The organism is Actinomyces urogenitalis DSM 15434, assembly GCF_000159035.1.
GTDB classification, from domain to species: Bacteria; Actinomycetota; Actinomycetes; order Actinomycetales; family Actinomycetaceae; genus Actinomyces; species Actinomyces urogenitalis.
On the sequence record NZ_DS999575.1, the window covers coordinates 155,338 to 173,135 of the forward strand.

Genomic DNA, 17,798 nt, shown 5'->3' on the forward strand with positions numbered 1-17,798 from the left:
CCGGTCGCACCCGCGGCGCTGGAGGCCGGGGACGAGCACGAGGCCGCCCCCGCCATCGCCGAGGAGAAGGAGGAGGAGAAGTGACTCTCCCCGTCACCGCCTACGTCATCCTGGCCGGGGTGCTGTTCACCCTGGGCGCGCTCACGGTGCTCCTGCGCCGCAACGCGCTCATTGAGCTCATGGGTGTTGAGCTCATGCTCAACGCTGTCAACCTGGTCCTCGTGGCCTTCTCCCGCATGCACGGTAACCTCACCGGGCAGGTCTTCGCCTTCTTCGTCATGGTGGTCGCCGCCGCCGAGGTCGTGGTGGGACTGAGCATCGTCGTGTCCATCTTCCGAACCCGCAGGTCCACGTCGGTCGACGACGTCAACCTGCTCAAGAACTGAGAGGGAACAGGACGTGACTACTCCTCTCGCACTCGCCGCGCAGTCCGTCGTCGGCGCGGGTGAGCCGGCAACGGGCCTGGCCGGCCTGGCCTGGCTCCTCATCGCCGTCCCGGCTGCCTCGGCCGCGATCTTGCTGCTGGCAGGACGGGCCTCGGACCGCTGGGGACACCTGCTCGGTCTGCTGGCTGCCGCCGTCGACGCCTGCCTGGGCATCGCCCTGCTGGTCCAGGTCCTGGGCCTGCCGGCTGACGCCAGGGTCCTGGAGATCGACCTGTGGCGCTGGTTCGGCGCTGGTGACCTTGACGTCACCGTCGGACTGCGCCTGGACCCGCTGTCCCTGACCTTCGTGGTGCTGGTGACCTTCGTGGGCTTCCTTATCCACCTGTACTCGGTGGCCTACATGGAGCACGACCGCGACCGCCGCCGCTTCTTCGCCTACCTCAACCTCTTCGTCGCCGCGATGCTCACGCTCGTGCTTGGCAGCTCCTACATCGTGCTGTTCGTCGGCTGGGAGGGCGTGGGTCTGGCCTCCTACCTGCTCATCGGCTTCTGGAACACCGCCGACGCCGACGCCCCGCAGGCGCAGCAGGCCAAGAGCCGCGAGAACGCCACGGCCGCGAAGAAGGCCTTCGTGATGAACCGTATCGGTGACGTCGGCCTGCTGCTGGCCATGATGGCCATGGTCTCCCAGGTCGGCTCGGTGGCCTTCAACGACGTCCTGTCCGCAGCGCAGGCCGGGGCGGTGTCCACCGGCTGGCTGACGGCCATGGGCTTCTTCCTGCTGCTGGCGGCCTGTGGTAAGTCCGCGCAGTTCCCGCTGCAGGCCTGGCTGGGTGACGCTATGGCCGGTCCGACCCCGGTCTCCGCCCTCATCCACGCTGCCACCATGGTGACCGCCGGCGTCTACCTCATGGTCCGCTCCGGAGCCGTCTTCGAGGGTGCTCCTGACGCCCAGCTCGCCGTCGCCGTCATCGGCGCCATCACGCTGGTGCTCGGTGCCCTCATCGGTATGGCGAAGGACGACATGAAGAAGGTCCTGGCCGCCTCCACCATGAGCCAGATCGGTTACATGATGCTGGGTGCGGGCCTGGGCCCGATCGGCTACGCCTTCGCGATCTTCCACCTGCTGACCCACGGCTTCTTCAAGGCCCAGCTCTTCCTGGGTGCCGGCTCGGTCATGCACGCCATGAGCGACCAGGTGGACATGCGCCGCTTTGGCGCCCTGCGCAAGGCCATGAAGATCACCTGGGTCACCATGGGCATCGGCTGGCTCGCGATCCTGGGCATCCCGCCCTTCTCGGGCTTCTGGTCCAAGGACAAGATCATCGAGGCCGCCTTCATCGGCGACGGCGCTCGCCCCTGGATCCTGGGGACCGTGGCGCTGGTGGGCGCGGGGCTGACCGCCTTCTACATGTCGCGCCTGTTCTTCATGATCTTCCACGGCCAGGCCCGGTGGACCACGGACAAGGACATCGAGGGCGAGGTCCACCCGCACGAGTCGGGCTGGCTCATGACCGCCCCGCTCATCATCCTGTCCGTCTTCTCCGTCGCCCTGGGTGGCCTGCTAAGCGTGAACGACGCCTTCGTCACCTGGCTGGAGCCCGTGACCGGGCACGCCGAGCACGGTGAGCCCGTCCTCGCGGTGCCGGTCATCATGGGCCTGACCCTGGCGCTGGTCGTCATCGGTGCCCTTGCCGCCTGGTTCATGTACGCCCGGCGCGAGGTGCCCACCGTCGTCCAGCCTGGAAACGTCCTGGTCGAGGCGGCCCGCCACGACATGTACCAGGACACCATCAACGAGGCCGTGGCCATGCGCCCCGGCCAGGGCCTGGTCATCGCCGCCTCCGCCTCGGACCGCTACGTGGTCGACGGCGCGGTCGAGGGCCTGGCCAAGGGCACTGCTGGCCTGGGCCAGCTGGTGCGTCGCAGCGAGACCGGCAACGTCCGCTCTTACGCCTCGTACATGATGATCGGATCCGTGCTTGCTCTCGTCGCCGTCCTGGCGAGCAGGTTCTGAGAGGACACGCCATAACATGCAGACACTTGCCGCAAGCTTTCCCGTGCTGACCGTCATGGTCCTCGTTCCCCTCGCGGGAGCGCTCCTGCTCGCCCTCATCCCGCCGCTGCGGGCTCAGGCGCGCGCCGTCGGGCTCCTGTTCTCCCTGGCCACGCTGGGCGTGGGCGTGTGGGCTGCCACGCAGTTCGACGTCGCCCAGGGCTCGGTCATCCAGCTCGCTGAGACCCACTCCTGGATCGCATCCATGGGCGTGTCCTGGGCCCTGGGAGTCAACGGCCTGGGCCTGGCGATGCTCCTGCTGGCCGCCTTCCTCACCCCGATCGTCCTGCTCGCCTCCTGGGGCGAGGTCCCGGCCGACCGCCAGGGACTGTTCACGGGCCTGGTCCTGGTCCTGGAGGCCTTCGTCGTCGTCATCTTCGCCGCGCGCGACGTCGTGCTGTTCTACATCTGCTTCGAGGCCATGCTCATCCCGGTGTACTTCCTCATCGGGCGCTTCGGCGGGCCGAACCGCCGTCGGGCGGCCCTGAAGTTCTTGCTGTACTCCCTGGCTGGCGGACTGGTCATGCTGATCGGTGTCGTCGCCCTCTACGTCTACGGGCCCGGTGGCGAGGGTGCCTACCTCCTGGACAACCTCGTCGGCAACATCAACGCCTCGACCACGGTGACGCGCTGGATCTTCGTGTCCTTCTTCATCGCCTTCGCGATCAAGGCTCCGATGGTTCCGCTGCACACCTGGCTGCCGGACACGGCCGAGCAGGCCACTCCGGGCACCTCCGTGCTGCTGATCGGCGTCCTGGACAAGATCGGAACCTACGGCATGATCGCCCTGGTCCTGCCGCTCTTCCCCGAGGCCTCGCGCTGGGCCGCTCCGGTGGTGCTGGTTCTGGCCGTCATCGGCATCCTCTACGGAGGCCTGGCTGCCATCGGGCAGGACAACCTCTACCGGCTTATCTCCTACACCTCGATCAGCCACTTCGGCTTCATGGTGCTGGGCATCTTCGCGGGCTCCTCGGTGGCGGCCACCGGTGCCATGGTCTACATGGTTGCCCACGGCCTGTCGATCGCCGGTCTCTACCTCGTCACCGGCTTCCTCGCCCGCCGCACCTCAACCGTCCAGATCAGTGAGCTGGGAGGGATGGCCCGTGTGCTGCCCCTCGTGGCAGGCACCTGGCTGGTCTCGGGCCTGGCCTCCATCGCGCTGCCCGGCCTTTCCGGCTTCGTTCCTGAGTGGATGGTGCTCACTGGCACCTTCTCCCAGTCCGTGGCCCTGGGCGTGGTCGCGGTCCTCGGCGTCATCATCGCCGCGGTCTACGTGCTGCTGCCCTACCAGCGTGTCTTCACCGGTGCTCCGGCTGCCGACCGCGTGGGCAGCACGGACCTGGACGGACGCGAGAAGCTCGTCCTGGTCCCCGTCATCGCCGCCATGCTGGCCCTGGGACTGGCGCCGGCGCTCCTGACGGACTCGCTGGAGAGCGTGGCTGACCAAGTCTCCACGACGATGAGCCAGGCCGACGTCCCGGTCGCCGCCTCCGCCGTCGTCGCCCCGACCTTCTCCGAAGGGATCACCAAGTGAGCGTCACCGCCCCGACCATCTCCTGGGCCGGACTTTCACCGGTCATCGTCATCCTGGGGGCAGCCGTCCTCGGCATCCTCCTGGAGGCCTTCGTGCCCCGTAAGGCGCGTCTGGCCTGCCAGACGGGCCTGGGCGTGCTGGCCATCGTCGGATCGGCCGTTGCCCTGGCAGCCCGCTGGGACGCCGTGCGCGACGGCTCCGGAAGCGCGCTGACGCCGGGCTTCAACGAGGACCCCTTCGGCGTGGCGGCCCAGGGCGTCATGCTCGTCATCGGTCTGCTGGCCATCCTGGTCATGGCGGACCGCACCAGCGCCGGCGACGGCGCCTTCGCGGCCCAGGCTGCGGACCGTCCCGGAAGCGCTGAGGAGGCCGAGTCCCTCCACGCCGGCTGGATGGGTACCGAGGTCTTCCCGCTCATGCTCTTCTCGCTGGGCGGCATGATGCTCTTCCCGATGGCGAGCGACTTCATCACGCTCTTCGTCATGCTGGAGCTCATCTCCCTGCCGCTGTACATCATGGCCGCCACCGCGCGTCACCGCCGCCTGCTCAGCCAGGAGGCCGCCATGAAGTACTTCGTGCTGGGCGCCTTCGCCTCGGCCTTCATGCTGCTGGGCTCGGCCTTCCTCTACGGCTTGACCGGCCAGGTCAGCTACTCCGCCGTGGCCCAGGCGCTGGGTGCCGGCGGGGTGGAAGGCATGGACTGGCTCGCGCTGGCCGGTGTGGCGCTGGTGACGGTCGGTCTGCTGTTCAAGATCGCCGCCGCGCCCTTCCACGCCTGGAGCCCGGACGTCTACCAGGGCTCGCCGACCCCGGTGACGGCCTTCATGGCCGCGGGCGTCAAGGCGGCCGCCTTCCTGGCGCTGCTGCGCTTCTTCTACGTCGCGGGCGCCGCGCTGTCCTGGGACATGGCTCCCTTCCTGTGGACCGTCTCGATCCTGACCATGTTCGTGGGAACGGTCGTGGGTATCGTCCAGGGTGATATCAAGCGCATGCTCGCCTACTCCGCGATCGCCCACGCCGGCTACATGCTCATCGGCATCGTCGCGCTCAACCAGGCCGGTATCCGGGCGCTGCTCTTCTACGCCCTGGCCTACGGCGTGGCGACCGTGGGTGCCTTCGGCGTGGTCACGCTCGTGCGGGTGGACCACGACGGCGCCGCGGGCCCGGAGGCCACCGACCTGGAGGCCCTGACCGGCCTGGGGCGGCGCTCGCCGTGGCTGGCGCTGTCGCTGACGGTCTTCCTGCTGTCCTTCGCGGGTATCCCGCTGACGGCTGGTTTCATTGCCAAGTTCGAGCTCTTCGTCGCCGGTATCGGTGGCGGGGCCACCTGGCTCGTCATCGCCGCGGTTGTCTCCTCGGCTGCGACCGCCTTCTTCTACATGCGGGTCATTGTGCTCATGTTCTTCCGTGAGCCGGCCCAGGACCGCGTGGTCGTGGTGACCTCCAACGGCCTGTCCTCGACCGCGATCGGTGTGGCGGTCCTGCTGACCATCGCCCTGGGCGTCGTACCCCAGACGGTGCTGGCCACGCTGGGCAACGCCGCTATGCTCGTGCCGTGATCGGTACGTTCCCGCTGGATACCCCTGAGCTCGAGGGCCGGATCTCTCCGGCCCTCGAGGCCGTTGAGACCAGGCTTCTCCAGGTCGTCAACAACGCCGACGAGACCATCAACCCGCCCACCTCGCACCTGGCTGAGGCCGGCGGCAAGAGGTTGCGGCCGGTGCTGACCCTCCTGACCGCTCAGCTCGGCGACCCGCAGACGGCCACTGGGGAGAAGGTGCGCGACGCCGGTGTGGCGGTGGAACTGACGCATATCGCCACGCTCTACCACGACGACGTCATGGACGACGCCCCGCTGCGCCGGGGTGCGCCCAGCGCCCAGACGGTCTGGGGCAACTCCGCGGCGATCCTGACCGGCGACGTCCTGGTGGCGCGCGCCTCTCAACTCGTGGCGGCGCTGGGCCCGGAGGCGGTGCTGGCGCACGCCAAGACCTTCGAGCGCCTGTGCATGGGCCAGCTTCACGAGACCCTGCCCCGCCCGGTCGGCACGGACCCCGTGGCGCACTACATCCAGGTCCTGGCGGACAAGACCGGCTCGCTCATTGCGGTCTCGGCCCGCTACGGCGCCATGCTCACCGAGGCGGGAGAGGAGACCGAGAGGATCGTCGAGGAGTTCGGCGAGAAGATCGGCGTCGCCTTCCAGCTGGCCGACGACGTCATCGACCTGACCAGCGACTCCGAGACGACGGGGAAGACACCGGGCACCGACCTGCGTGAGGGAGTGGAGACCATGCCGGTCCTCCTCCTGCGCCAGGCGCTGGCTGCCGGCGAGCTCGACGCCGCCGGGCAATCGATCCTGTCGACCCTGTCCAGTGGCGACCTCCAGGATGACGCCGTGCTCGGCGACGTCGTCGCCCGCCTGCGCGAGCACCCGGTGCTGGCGCGCACCCGCGAGATGGCGATGGCCTGGGCCGACCAGGCCGTGGCGGTCCTGGGTGGGCTGGAGGAGACCGTGGTGACCGGTACGCGTGAGCGTCTGGCGGCGGCCGGGACCCAGGGGGCCCAGGCCGAGGCAGCCGTGGCGGACGCGCGCGTGCGCGTGGGGCAGGTGCGCGAGGCGATGGAGCAGTTCGCCCGGCTCCTGGTTGACCGCGCGGCGTGAGGTGCGTCCCGTCCCCTGGGTAAGGACGGCCTTGGTCCGTAGACTGTGCGATGGCCTGCGCCGTCGTCATGCCCTGAGTGGGGCCTGAGGCGGTGCCGGCGAGATTCGTACCCGAGGTCAGGAACCAAGTCACCGTGAGCACACGTCCCCTGTCAGTAGCCGTCATCGGTGCCGGCCCCGCCGGTATCTACGCTTCCGACATCCTGTCCAAGTCCGGGCTGGACGTGAGCATCGACCTGTTCGAGCGCCTGCCTGCTCCCTACGGCCTGGTGCGCTACGGCGTGGCCCCGGACCACCCGCGCATCAAGCAGATCATCGTGGCGCTGTACAAGATCCTGCAGCGCGGGGACATCCGGCTCATCGGCAACGTGGAGGTCGGCCGCGACATCTCGGTGACCGAGCTCCACGAGCACTACGACGCCCTCATCTTCTCCACCGGCGCGGACACTGACGCACCCCTCGACATCCCCGGCATCGACGCCCCGGAGTCCTACGGCGGCGCCGACTTCGTGTCCTGGTACGACGCTCACCCCGACCACCCGCGCACCTGGGACCTGTCCGCCCGCGAGGTGGCGGTCATCGGCGTGGGCAACGTGGGCCTGGACATCGCGCGCGTGCTGGCCAAGCACCCTGAGGACCTCATGACCACCGAGATCCCCGCCAACGTGGCCGAGGTCCTCAAGACCTCACCGGTCACTGACGTGCACGTCTTCGGGCGCCGTGGCCCGGCCCAGGTCAAGTTCACCCCGCTGGAGCTGCGCGAGCTCGGCAAGCAGCCCGACGTCGACGTCACCGTTGACGAGGAGGACTTCGAGTACGACGCCGGAAGCGAGGAGGCGCTGCGCTCCTCCAACCAGCAGCGTCAGGTCGTCAAGGCCCTGGAGGGCTACGCCATGCAGGAGCCGGAGGACCTGACTGCCTCCCGCACCATTCACATCCACCTCTTCCAGGCTCCCCACGAGGTGCTGCTGGACGAGGACGGTCACGTGCGCGGCCTGCGCACCGAGCGCACCCGCCTGAACGGGGACGGCACCGTCTCCGGCACGGGGGAGTACCGCGACTGGCCCGCCCAGGCCGTCTACCGCGCCGTTGGCTACGCCGGCAGCCCGATCGAGGGGCTGCCCTTCGACCAGGCCCGTCACGTCATCCCCAACGAGGGCGGGCGTGTCATCGGGGAGGACGGCAACCCGCTCACCGGTGTCTACGCCACCGGGTGGATCCGCCGCGGGCCGGTCGGCCTCATCGGCTCGACCAAGTCCGACGCCCAGGAGACCATCTCGCACCTGGTGGAGGACGCCCACGCCGGCCTGCTGCACGCCACGACCGACGACGAGTCGCAGGTGGGGCACGACGCCCTGCTGGCGCTGCTTGAGGGCCGCCAGGTGCCCTACACCACCTGGGAGGGCTGGGAGCTGCTGGACGCCTACGAGCGTGAGCTCGGCCAGGCCTACGGCGAGGTCGAGGTCACGGGCGGGGCCCTGAAGCCGCGCGAGCGCGTCAAAGTGGTCTCCCGCGAGGCCATGACGGCGATCTCCCGCCAGGAGCAGGTGCCCTGCGACCTCATCGGCCAGCCCGATCCTTCTCGGGTCCCGGAGCGTGTGGCCCACCGCCTGTCGGAGGGCTCGCAGGGCTGAGCGCAGCCCCGTCTTCGCGGCGTGCCTCGGTGCTGCGGGTGTGTCTGAAACCTGTGGCGGCGTGTCTTGCTGGCGGAGGCGGGACGGACCCAGAGGACTCCCAGGTGGCGTCCATACAATCGCGCCATGACCGGTACCGACCACCACAACGGGCTCAAGACCGCCGTGCTTATGGGCGGGCTGTGGAGCCTCCTGCTGCTCATCGGCTGGCTGCTCGCCCAGGGCACCGGCTCCAGCGTCTGGCTCTTCATCATGCCGGCGATCGGCGTGGCCCAGACGGCCTACACCTACTGGAACTCTGACAAGCTGGCCGTGCGCTCGATGGGGGCCATCGAGGTCACGCCCGAGCAGCAGCCGGTGATGTACGCCGTCGTGCGTGAGCTGTCCACCAAGGCCGGCCAGCCCATGCCGCGGCTGTACGTGGCCCCGACCATGAGCCCCAACGCCTTCGCTACGGGACGCAACCCTGAGCATGCCGCGGTGTGCTGCACGCAGGGCATCCTGCAGCTGCTCAACGAGCGCGAGCTGCGAGGCGTGCTGGGCCATGAGCTCTCCCACGTCTACAACCGGGATATCCTCACCGGCTCCGTGGCCGCCGGGATCGCGGGCGTTATCTCATCGGTGGCGCAGATGGTGCTGTGGTTCGGGGGAGGCCGGGACCGGAGGGACTCCAACGTCCTGGTCCTGCTGCTCATCTCGATCCTGGCCCCACTGGCTGCCACGCTGACTCAGTTCGCCGTCTCCCGTACCCGCGAGTACGACGCCGACCATGACGGCGCCGTCCTCACCGGTGACCCGCTCGCGCTGGCCAGCGCGCTGCACAAGCTGGAGACCGGCGTGGCGGCCGCGCCGATGGCTCAGGAGCCGCGGCTGGAGCCTGTCAGCTCCATGATGATCGCCAACCCCTTCGGTCGCTTGCGCAGCCTGTTTGCCACGCACCCTCCGATGGACAAGCGCATCGCGCGCCTGGAGCAGATGGCGGGCTACTGACGCGTACGGCTGCGGCCCCGGACACCACAGTGGTGTCCGGGGCCGCAGCCGTGTCACGCGTGGCCTGTGGCAGCCAGGACCGCCGGCCTGCGGCAGGCAGACCGGGGGGCAGCTCAGCGGTAGTTGACGAACTGGAGGGGGACGTCGACGTCGAGCTCCTTGAGCAGGGCGATCACCGCCTGGAGGTCGTCACGAGACTTGGAGGACACGCGGACCTCGTCGCCCTGGATCGTGGCCTTGACGCCCTTGGGACCCTCGTCGCGGATGGCCTTGGTGACCTTCTTGGCGACCTCCTGGGTCAGGCCCTCCTTGAGCGGGCACACGAGCTTGTAGATCTTGCCTGAGGGCTTGGGCTCCTTATCCCCTAGGTCGAGGGCCTTGAGGGAGACTCCGCGCCGGAAGAGCTTGGACTGCAGGACGTCGAGCACGGCCAGGACCCGCTCGGCGGAGTTGGCCTGCAGGGTGATGGTGTCGCCTGCCAGCTCGACGCCGGCGTCCACGCCGCGGAAGTCATAGCGCTGGGAGATCTCCTTGGCGGTCTGGTTGACGGCGTTGTCCACCTCCTGGCGATCCAGCTTGGAGACGACGTCAAAGGAGGAGTCAGAGGCCATGTCCGTCCTGTCCTTTCTGTGGGCGAGGTGAGCGTGGGCGCTAGGCCCGCTGACCTGGCGAAGGCGGCGGCCGCCTTCGGACAGGCTGTGAGCAGGGTCCTACGCGTGCGATTGGCGTCCCGGGTACCGGGCTTGCTATTCTTCCACGGCACCGAACAGCGATCACCTGATCGATGAGCGGAGCAAGGCGGGTTGCCCGAGCGGCCAATGGGAGCTGACTGTAAATCAGCCGCGGAATGCTACGGGGGTTCGAATCCCTCACCCGCCACGATGATCGCCAGGTCAACAGGCTTGGTGATGATCTCCGCCCTCACGGGGGCGGGCCGCAGTGAGCGAAGCCACGCGGAGCCGGATTGCGAGAGTAAAACGGATCTGCTTAAGATTCCGCTCGTTGCCCCGATAGCTCAGTCGGCAGAGCGTCTCCATGGTAAGGAGAAGGTCAAGGGTTCGATTCCCTTTCGGGGCTCTGACACTGCGGGGGCCAAGCGGCCCCCATTGTGTTGATATGGCGAGGTAGCTCAGCTGGTTAGAGCGCACGACTCATAATCGTGAGGTCGAGGGTTCGAGTCCCTCCCCCGCTACGCAAGGTTTCGAGCAAGGCGCCCACCGGCTCGAGGATCAATCAGAGGAGAGACACGTGGCTAGCAAGTCCAGCGACGTTCGCCCCAAGATCACTCTGGCTTGCTCGGAGTGCAAGGAGCGTAACTACATCACCAAGAAGAACCGTCGGAACACCCCCGACCGGCTCACGCTGAAGAAGTTCTGCGCCCGTTGCGGCAAGCACACGGAGCACCGCGAGACCCGCTGAGTCTTCTGGCTCGACCCGGTAGCATCCGGGCATGAGCATGAACCCCGCCGACCCTGCGTCGGCGGGGTTTCGTCATGCTCGTGCCCGTGGCGAGGGCGTTCCGGCGCCTCGTGATCGCGCGCTGGCGCAGGTGATCTCTTCGGTCCTAGGGCGTTGTGGGGACGAGGCGCTGCCCCCAGGCGGGGTGGAGCGCGCGGCGCGGGACGCCGTGAGCTACCTGCGTCCCGCCCTGGAGCTGCTCCGTGATCTGCGCGGCAGTGACCGCCTCGTCTGGGACGGCCTGGTCCACCGGCGCCTGCGGCTTGTCCCGCCTGCGTCGGGTCCGGCTCGGTCGACGGCGCAGCCACGGCTGGTGACCGCCCGGCGTGGTGGGTGGGAGCTCACCGAGGTCACGGCGACGGCCTGTGGGTGGCAGACCACGATCTGGCTGGCTCGTCGGGACGGTGATTCGCCTCGGCTGCAGGAGGTCTCGCCCCGCGCTGGCACCGTGCCGAGCCGGATGGGGGATGCGGGGCACAGGCTCCTCGTGCGCGATGAGGACGTGTGGACCTGGGTGAGCGCGAGTGGGGATGACAACAGGATTCATCTGGAGCCAGGAGCGGGGCGAGGGATCGGGCTCACCGCCCATGACGGCGTGGTGGTGCACGGAATGCTTCTGGCGGCCCTGAGCCTGGCGCTCGTCCCGGCCCGGGACGGCCTGGACGCGCGTCTGGTCGCCCCGGTCGTCGTCGACGGCGCGGCTGAGCTGCGGGCCTCGCCCAATGGGGACCTGTACGGGGCTGACGGGCTGGTGCTGCGCCGTCGATCCTGACCGGGCCTCGCAACGGCCGCGAGGTGACGGCGAGACGGCAGCGCTGATGCTGAACCGGGCGGGCCATAACGTCTGCCTGTCAATAGGGTAGGCTCTCGCAGGTCTGTCATCCCCTCCCGCGCGGCCACGAGGTCCTCAGTTGTGGTGAGCGACCGCACAGCGTGTGTGCGCGGACAGTGATATACAAGGACGGTCGTTCAATCATGGACGATCTTGAGGTGAAGGAGTATGACATGACCAGCGCGCACGGGACCTCGGAGCAGGCCTCACAGGGCGATGCTGGGTCGGCGACGGTGACCGGCTGCGGGCAAGACCTCGCCCCGAGCCAGGAGGCGGCCGAGACGGGCTCGTGCGGCCAGGAAAGCGCCCCACCGGCGCAGGCCTGCGGGCAAGAGAGTGCCGGCTCCTGCGGTCAGAGCTCACCCCGCCTGCTCGACGCCCAGGAGATGGCCGCGTGGCGCGCCTTCCTGGCCGCCTCCATCGGTGTGACCGCAAGCCTCAACCACGAGCTGGAGGCCGGCGCCGGTATCTCCATGTATGAGTACGAGATCCTCGTGCGCCTGTCCGAGGCTCCCGACCACAGCCTGAGGATGTCCGCCCTGGCTGACCACGTCTCCCACTCCCGCTCGCGTCTGACCCACACGGTGGGACGGTTGGAGAAGGAGGGCTACGTCGAGCGCAGCTCGTGCTCCTCGGACCGCCGCGGCGTCAACTGCCACCTCACGCCTGCTGGCTTGGACTTCCTGCGCACCGCGGCCCCGATCCACCTCGACGGCGTGCGTCGCCACGTCATCGAGCGGCTCGACCCCGCTGAGCTGGAGCAGTTCACCTCGATGCTGACGGCGCTAGCCGGCCCCGACGAGCAGCTGTGATCCCGGAGCCGGTAGCAGGCCAGCCAGCTCGGGCCACACGGTGCCCAGTGCGGGCAGGAGCGGCAGGCTGCCAGCTCCCGGCTGCTTCCAGGACTGGCCGCTGGGCTCCAGCCTGACCCACTCCAGCCGCGTCGACTCGCCGTCGACGGCAATCAGCCGGTCCCACGCCGGATCGGCCGGCGCCTGGGCAACGAAGGTGGAGTAGCGCCACGCACCGTGCTCCTGCACCTGTGCCGTCCCCAGGTGGAGCACGCGCGCCGGCAGGCCGGCCTCCTCCTCGCACTCACGCAGGGCAGCCTCGGCGGCCGTTTCCCCGTCGGCAACGGCGCCCCCTGGCAGTCCCCAGGTCCCGCCCTGGTGGGTCCAGCCGGCGCGCAGCTGAAGGAGGACCTCGATGCCATCGTGGACCGCCTGGCCGGCGCTGCCCCTGCGGACCGGCTCGGGGCGTGCCGCTCGCCAGACCAGGAGCCCAGCCGCTCCGTTCATGCCCCAGTGCCGCGAGCCGCAGGTGCACTCCACCCAGCCGTCGCCCAGGTGTCGCAGGCCGCCAGGACCCGTCAGCCTCAGCACAGCGCCCGTGCCGGCTGGGATGTCGTCATCAGTGGCGACGTCGTCACGGGTGCCAGGGAGTGCGTCTCCCGGTAGGGAGGGGTCATGGCTGGACTGCCTGGACCGATCAGCGGCGTGGGCCAGGCAGCGAGCGATCCAGGAACGGGTCTGCTCCGGCGCGACCAACTCATCCACCCATCCTCGGGACACAGCGTTCTGCCTGGTCTGGCCCTCCAGCGTGTCCTCAATCAGCGAGCGGCGCAGCTCCTGCACGTCCTCACCATCCTGCCGCGCCTGGCGCAGCCGGCGCCGGTGGATGAGGTCGACGGCGCTGGAGGCGTCCATGACGCCGATGCGCGCGCCGGGCCATACCCCGGTGCGTCCACCAGCCAGTCCCCGGGAGCCGAGCGCGACGTAGGCGCCGCCATAAGCCCGGCGGGTCACCAGCGTGAGCAGAGGACCGGCCTGGGCCTCATAGCTGGCGTAGGCGGCCACCACCCGTGCTCCCTGCCGCACCGTTCCGGCTTCCTCAGCCTCGATCCCAGGCAGGAACCCCGGGGTGTCCACGATCGTGAGCAGTGGTAGCCCCAGCCGGGAGCACAGCTCAAGGTGCTCGGTGAGCTTCTGGGAGGAGAGAGGATCAAGCGAGCCGGCCAGGACCGCGGGCTGGGTCGCCACGACGCCGATCGGGACCCCCTCCACGCGTGCCAGGGCGGTCACCACATTCGGCGCCCAGGCCTCACGCAGCTCGATCAGCTCCCCGCGGTCCGTCAGCCGCCGCAGCAGCGAGCGCACGTCATAGGGCTCGGCGAGGTCGGCAGGGACAGTCCGGGCGGTGAACCGGTCCCCAGGCGTGACCTGGGTGCCGGCACCCCCGGTGCGCAGCGGCAGCGCCGGTCCCCGGTCGGTGGCGACCGGGGCCATGCTCACCAGACTCCGGGCAGCCTGCCAGGCGGCAGACTCGTCCGGGACCGTCAGGTGCGCGGTGCCAGCACGGCGGGCATGGAGGTCGGCGCCGCCCAGGGCCTCGGGGTTCGTGCGCTCGCCGGTTGAGGAGGCCAGGACCGCAGGACCGGTGAGGAAGACCTCGCCAGCTCCCTCCACCATGACGAGCAGGTCCGTCAGCGCCGGGGCGTACGCCGCCCCTCCGGCCGCCGGTCCCAGGACCAGGCCGAGTTGGAGGGTGCGCCCACGCGCGCGGGTCTCGGTTGCCAGGATGAGGCCGACTCCGGCCAGCGCGTCCACACCCTCCTGCACGCGGGCCCCTCCGCCGTCGAGCAGGCTGATGACGGGAATGGTGCGGCTGGCGGCCTGGTCGATGAGCCGCGCCACCCTCCGGGCCCCGGCCAGGCCGATGGTGCCTCCCAGGACGCTGGGGTCCTGCGCCCATACGGCGACCTCACGCCCCTCCAGCCGCGCCCAGGCAGTAAGGACGGCGTCCTCGTCCACGAGCTGGTGCAGGCTGTCAGGGTCAACCAGCTCGGCCACGCGCTCGGCGGCGCTGGGACGATAGCGTCGGGGCGCCGGTGTGACCCGCGCGCCGGCCGATCCTGCCTCGGTGGTGGGGGAGAGGGCAGCCACCGGCTCGCTCGCGCGCTCGCGGGTCAGGCCGTCCGGGACCAGCCGGGCCAGGACCTCGCCTGCTCGAACGGTGCGCCCGGCCTCCATGGCAGGCTCGGCCGGCTCGATCGTCCCGCTGCCGGGGGCGGGCACGGGAAGCCGCATCTTCATGGCCTCAATGACCGCGACGCTCTGGCCGGCACTGACGGGACCGGGCCGGGCCGCCATGACCAGGGTTCCAGCCATGGGCGCGCGCAGCGCGGTCACGGGTACGGCAGGGGCGGGGGCCGCCTTGGCTGGTTCAGGAGCCTCCTGCGGCAAGCCGGCGCCCGCGGCGTCGGGGCGCAGGTGCTCCTCGACCCAGCGCGTGGTGACGCGATAGTCCATGGGCTCACGCATCTCCGGATCGGCGAGTGCCTGGCGCAGCAGAGGAACCAGCGTGGCCGGTCCCTGGACCTCAACCTGCTCCAGCGCTGCGTCCAGGGTGGCCAGCGCCTCCTCGCGGCTAGCGGCGGTGGCGGATACCAGCGCAAGCGGCTCGGAAAAGGCGGGTTGGGGCGCGTCGCCTGGGTAGGTGCCTCGCTCCACCCGCAGGCGTGGCAGGCTCGGTGGGCGGTGCGAGGCCACCTCGGCGCGCTCATCGGGCGTTGACAGAGGGATCGAGAGGGCGCGTAGCGCCACCTGGGAGGGCAGCAGCGTGTCTGGGTCCTCGGCGTACAGGCGGGCTTCGACGGCGTGCCCGTCCACGCGCAGGCGCGTTCCGGCGCCGCGGCTGGAGGGCAGTGGGCTTCCCCCGCAGGTTGCCAGGACCTCATCCAGGTCGCCCCCCTGAGCCAGGACCAGCTGGGCACGCACGAGGTCCATGCCGCTGACCTCCTCGCTCACTGCGTGCTCAACCTGGAGGCGGGCGTTGACCTCCAGGAGCACGGGCGTGCCAGCGTGGGGTAGGAGGAACTCGCAGGTCGCCACACCCTGCAGCCCCGCCGAGCCCAGCACCAGGCACGTCCAGTCCTCCAGCTCCTGGACCAGGTCCTCAGCCAGGAAAGGCGCGGGAGCCTCCTCCATGATCTTCTGGGCCCGACGCTGCAGCGAGCACTCACGCGTGCCCAGGGTCATCACCCCGCCTGCGCCGTCGGCCAGGGCCTGGACCTCAATGTGCCTGGCGTTGGGGACGTCAGCCTGAAGAAGGAGGGGACCCAGGCCCGCCAGGCTCTGCCAGGCTCTCCGCAGCTGGCCGGCGCTGGACCCAGGCAGCGGGAGCACTCCGCGCCCGCCCCCGCCGTGGACCGTTTTGAGCATGGCGGGCCCCGCCACCTGGGTGGCGGCCTGGGCGAGCTCTTCCAGGTTCGTGACCGGGCCGAGTGTGAGTGGCACCGGCACCGAGAGCTCTGCGGCTCGGCGTGAGAGGGCCAGCTTGTCCGTCACCAGCTCCAGTGCCTGTGGGCTAGGGCCCACCCAGGTCAGTCCTGCCTCCAGGCAGGCGCGTGCCAGGGCGGCCGACTCGGCAGCGAAGCCGACTCCGGGGTGGAGCACGCTCGCCCCTGTCTGCCTGGCGGCGGCCAGGAGGGCAGGGACGTCGTCATAGGAGGGGACCTCGGCGGCGTCGTCGAGCAGGCTCAGCCAGCGGGCGTCACGTTCGGTCTGGGTGAAGACCCCGACGGGGCTCAGACCGTGCCGGCGGGCGCTGCGGGCCACACGCGCCGCCGTGGTGGCACGCGCGGCCACGAGCAGGCGAGTCACGGGCGTGCCTCGCGCGAGGCCGGTGCATCAAAGGCCGCCGGCTGCGTGCCCGGCGTGCCGGCGCCGAGGTCCCACAGGTCCGTCCAGGTCACGCCGAGCTCGCAGACCAGGCGGCGCAGCAGCGGCAGGGACAGCCCGACCACGCCATGCGGATCACCCTCAACCCCCTCGATAAAGGCTCCTCCCAGGCCGTCGATCGTGAAGGCGCCGGCGCACCACAGCGGTTCCTGAGTGGCGATGTAGGCCTCGATCTCCGCCTCGGAGGGGAAGGCGAAGTGGACGATCGTGGAGGACACGCCCTCCACGCTCTCACCGTCACGGCCACGGATGACGGTGTGACCGGTGTGCAGCACCCCGCTGCGACCGCGCATGGCCAGCCAGCGCTCGCGGGCTGCCTGCGGGCTGCGCGGCTTGCCGATCACCTGGCCGTCGATCTCCAGCATGGAGTCGCATCCCACCACGATCAGCGCCGGGTCGCCGGCCAGGTCCTCCGGGCTGAGCGTGGAGGCGACTGCGTGAGCCTTGGCCCGTGCCAGGGCCTGGACCTGCTCGGCAGGACCCGGTGCAGGAGCCCCGCTCCGGGCGGCAGCGGCAGCGAGCTTGGTGAGCACCGCCGGCTCATCAACCTCGGAGACCTGGACCCGTGGGGTGATCCCAGCGGCACGCAGGGTAGCGAGGCGACCGGCTGACTTCGAGGCGAGGAGAATCACGGCCCCAGCCTAGTGAGGGGCTGAGACATCCTCGGCGGCGTGAAGGTGGGCCACTAGGGTCAGGGTGTGCACCACTCCTGCCCGACTGACCCGGATGAGCCTGACGCCCCGGCGCGCACTGCCGTCCAGGAGCTGACCGGGCGGGTGGCAGGACACGAGGCTGCGCCGCGCGCTCCTCGTCACGTCCTGGTCCCACGCACCGGGTCAACCAATGACGACCTGCGCTCGGCGCTGACGGGCGTGGACGGCCTGCTGGACCTGCGAGCGGCCCGTGCCTGGCCGCACCTGTCCAGCCTGCGGGCCGTGGAGCAGACGGCGGGCCGAGGCCGAGGCGCACACGTGTGGACCACCCCGCCGCGTGGTGCGCTGACCATCTCCTTCGTGCTGCGGCCCGTGGTGCCCCTGGACCGCCTGGCCTGGCTGCCGCTTCTGGCCGGCCTGGCGATCCACGACGCCTTGACCGAGGACGCCTGCCTGGCCCAGCGCGGCTGGAGGGTCGCCACGAAGTGGCCGAACGACGTCGTCCTCCTTCCTGCGCCTGAGAGCACCTGTGCCGGCCTGGACCAGGTGCCTGGCTGGGGGCGGGCGCGCAAGGTGGCCGGGGTCCTCACGGAGCTCGTCCTGCCTGCCGAGGCACTGGGGAAGGCGGATGACGCCTGGCGCCCGCAGAAGCGGGACCAAGCGCCCGCCGTCGTCCTGGGCATCGGGCTCAACGTGGGTCAGCGCCCGGAGCAGCTGCCGGTGGACTGGGCGATCTCCCTGGCGGCTGCCGGCTGGCAGGTGGAGGTTGAGGAGGTGGCGCAGCGCCTGGCCGCTCACCTGGCGCGGCTCGTGGACCAGTGGGAGGCGGACGACGGCGACCCGGACCGCCAGGG

Annotated in this window: 14 protein-coding genes and 3 tRNA genes; 14 read left to right on the forward strand and 3 right to left on the reverse strand. The window is 70.1% G+C overall.

Features of this window, described 5'->3' with window-relative positions; genetic code table 11:
• The first annotated feature begins 80 nt into the window (after positions 1-80).
• The 7 genes from nuoK to htpX all read left to right on the forward strand — a co-directional run bounded on the left by nuoK (position 81) and on the right by htpX (position 9,262).
• Positions 81-386, forward strand: a complete 306-nt coding sequence (gene nuoK / locus HMPREF0058_RS06635; protein WP_006548982.1) for an NADH-quinone oxidoreductase subunit NuoK — start codon at positions 81-83, stop codon at positions 384-386.
• 13 nt (positions 387-399) lie between these two features.
• Positions 400-2,403: an NADH-quinone oxidoreductase subunit L gene (gene nuoL, locus HMPREF0058_RS06640; RefSeq protein ID WP_006548983.1), complete on the forward strand. Its 2,004-nt coding sequence runs from the start codon at positions 400-402 to the stop codon at positions 2,401-2,403.
• A 16-nt stretch (positions 2,404-2,419) separates the two neighbouring features.
• Positions 2,420-3,976, forward strand: coding sequence for an NADH-quinone oxidoreductase subunit M (locus HMPREF0058_RS06645; RefSeq protein WP_006548984.1), 1,557 nt, complete (start codon positions 2,420-2,422; stop codon positions 3,974-3,976).
• Positions 3,973-5,535 (forward strand): NADH-quinone oxidoreductase subunit NuoN, encoded by a 1,563-nt coding sequence (gene nuoN / locus HMPREF0058_RS06650; protein WP_006548985.1) that lies wholly within the window; start codon positions 3,973-3,975, stop codon positions 5,533-5,535. The genes HMPREF0058_RS06645 and nuoN overlap by 4 nt, the downstream gene beginning before the upstream one ends.
• Entirely contained in the window at positions 5,532-6,638 is a 1,107-nt protein-coding gene (locus HMPREF0058_RS06655) for a polyprenyl synthetase family protein (RefSeq protein WP_006548986.1), read from the forward strand. Before nuoN ends, HMPREF0058_RS06655 begins: the two co-directional genes overlap by 4 nt.
• Before the next feature lie 134 nt (positions 6,639-6,772).
• Positions 6,773-8,272 (forward strand): FAD-dependent oxidoreductase, encoded by a 1,500-nt coding sequence (locus HMPREF0058_RS06660; protein ID WP_034236822.1) that lies wholly within the window; start codon positions 6,773-6,775, stop codon positions 8,270-8,272.
• A gap of 126 nt (positions 8,273-8,398) precedes the next feature.
• Positions 8,399-9,262 (forward strand): zinc metalloprotease HtpX, encoded by an 864-nt coding sequence (htpX, locus tag HMPREF0058_RS06665; protein ID WP_006548988.1) that lies wholly within the window; start codon positions 8,399-8,401, stop codon positions 9,260-9,262.
• 113 nt (positions 9,263-9,375) lie between these two features.
• On the opposite strand, the gene HMPREF0058_RS06670 is transcribed toward htpX, so the two are convergent.
• Positions 9,376-9,873 (reverse strand): YajQ family cyclic di-GMP-binding protein, encoded by a 498-nt coding sequence (locus HMPREF0058_RS06670; RefSeq protein ID WP_006548989.1) that lies wholly within the window; start codon positions 9,871-9,873, stop codon positions 9,376-9,378.
• Positions 9,874-10,059: 186 nt separating this feature from the next.
• Here HMPREF0058_RS06670 and HMPREF0058_RS06675 point away from each other — a divergent pair.
• The 6 genes from HMPREF0058_RS06675 (at position 10,060) to HMPREF0058_RS06700 (ending at position 12,364) form a co-directional block, all read left to right on the forward strand.
• Positions 10,060-10,141 (forward strand) — tRNA-Tyr (locus HMPREF0058_RS06675).
• Between the two features lie 125 nt (positions 10,142-10,266).
• A tRNA-Thr gene (locus HMPREF0058_RS06680) sits at positions 10,267-10,339 on the forward strand.
• 41 nt (positions 10,340-10,380) lie between these two features.
• Positions 10,381-10,454, forward strand: a tRNA-Met gene (locus tag HMPREF0058_RS06685).
• Positions 10,455-10,510: 56 nt separating this feature from the next.
• On the forward strand, positions 10,511-10,681 hold the full coding sequence (gene rpmG / locus HMPREF0058_RS06690) for a 50S ribosomal protein L33 (protein WP_006548990.1): 171 nt from the start codon (positions 10,511-10,513) through the stop codon (positions 10,679-10,681).
• A gap of 31 nt (positions 10,682-10,712) precedes the next feature.
• Complete coding sequence (locus HMPREF0058_RS12325; protein WP_141560502.1) at positions 10,713-11,492, forward strand: hotdog family protein; 780 nt, start codon at positions 10,713-10,715, stop codon at positions 11,490-11,492.
• Positions 11,493-11,725: 233 nt separating this feature from the next.
• Positions 11,726-12,364 (forward strand): MarR family winged helix-turn-helix transcriptional regulator, encoded by a 639-nt coding sequence (locus tag HMPREF0058_RS06700; RefSeq protein WP_141560503.1) that lies wholly within the window; start codon positions 11,726-11,728, stop codon positions 12,362-12,364.
• On the opposite strand, the gene HMPREF0058_RS06705 is transcribed toward HMPREF0058_RS06700, so the two are convergent.
• On the reverse strand, positions 12,338-16,213 hold the full coding sequence (locus HMPREF0058_RS06705) for a carboxyl transferase domain-containing protein (RefSeq protein WP_006548993.1): 3,876 nt from the start codon (positions 16,211-16,213) through the stop codon (positions 12,338-12,340). The genes HMPREF0058_RS06700 and HMPREF0058_RS06705 overlap by 27 nt on opposite strands.
• Positions 16,210-16,923, reverse strand: coding sequence for a Maf family protein (locus HMPREF0058_RS06710; protein ID WP_006548994.1), 714 nt, complete (start codon positions 16,921-16,923; stop codon positions 16,210-16,212). The genes HMPREF0058_RS06705 and HMPREF0058_RS06710 overlap by 4 nt, the downstream gene beginning before the upstream one ends.
• Before the next feature lie 66 nt (positions 16,924-16,989).
• Between HMPREF0058_RS06710 and HMPREF0058_RS06715 the strand changes: the two genes are divergently transcribed.
• The coding region (locus tag HMPREF0058_RS06715; RefSeq protein ID WP_050765668.1) for a biotin--[acetyl-CoA-carboxylase] ligase at positions 16,990-17,798 on the forward strand (809 nt) is incomplete at its 3' end.

Bases quoted from the DNA above. Each gene is read 5' to 3' on its own strand.
- HMPREF0058_RS06645 (WP_006548984.1), top strand. From the start codon at position 2,420: ATGCAGACACTTGCCGCAAGCTTTCCCGTGCTGACCGTCATGGTCCTC.
- htpX (WP_006548988.1), top strand. From the start codon at position 8,399: ATGACCGGTACCGACCACCACAACGGGCTCAAGACCGCCGTGCTTATG.
- HMPREF0058_RS06670 (WP_006548989.1), bottom strand. From the start codon at position 9,873: ATGGCCTCTGACTCCTCCTTTGACGTCGTCTCCAAGCTGGATCGCCAG.
- HMPREF0058_RS12325 (WP_141560502.1), top strand. From the start codon at position 10,713: ATGAGCATGAACCCCGCCGACCCTGCGTCGGCGGGGTTTCGTCATGCT.
- HMPREF0058_RS06700 (WP_141560503.1), top strand. From the start codon at position 11,726: ATGACCAGCGCGCACGGGACCTCGGAGCAGGCCTCACAGGGCGATGCT.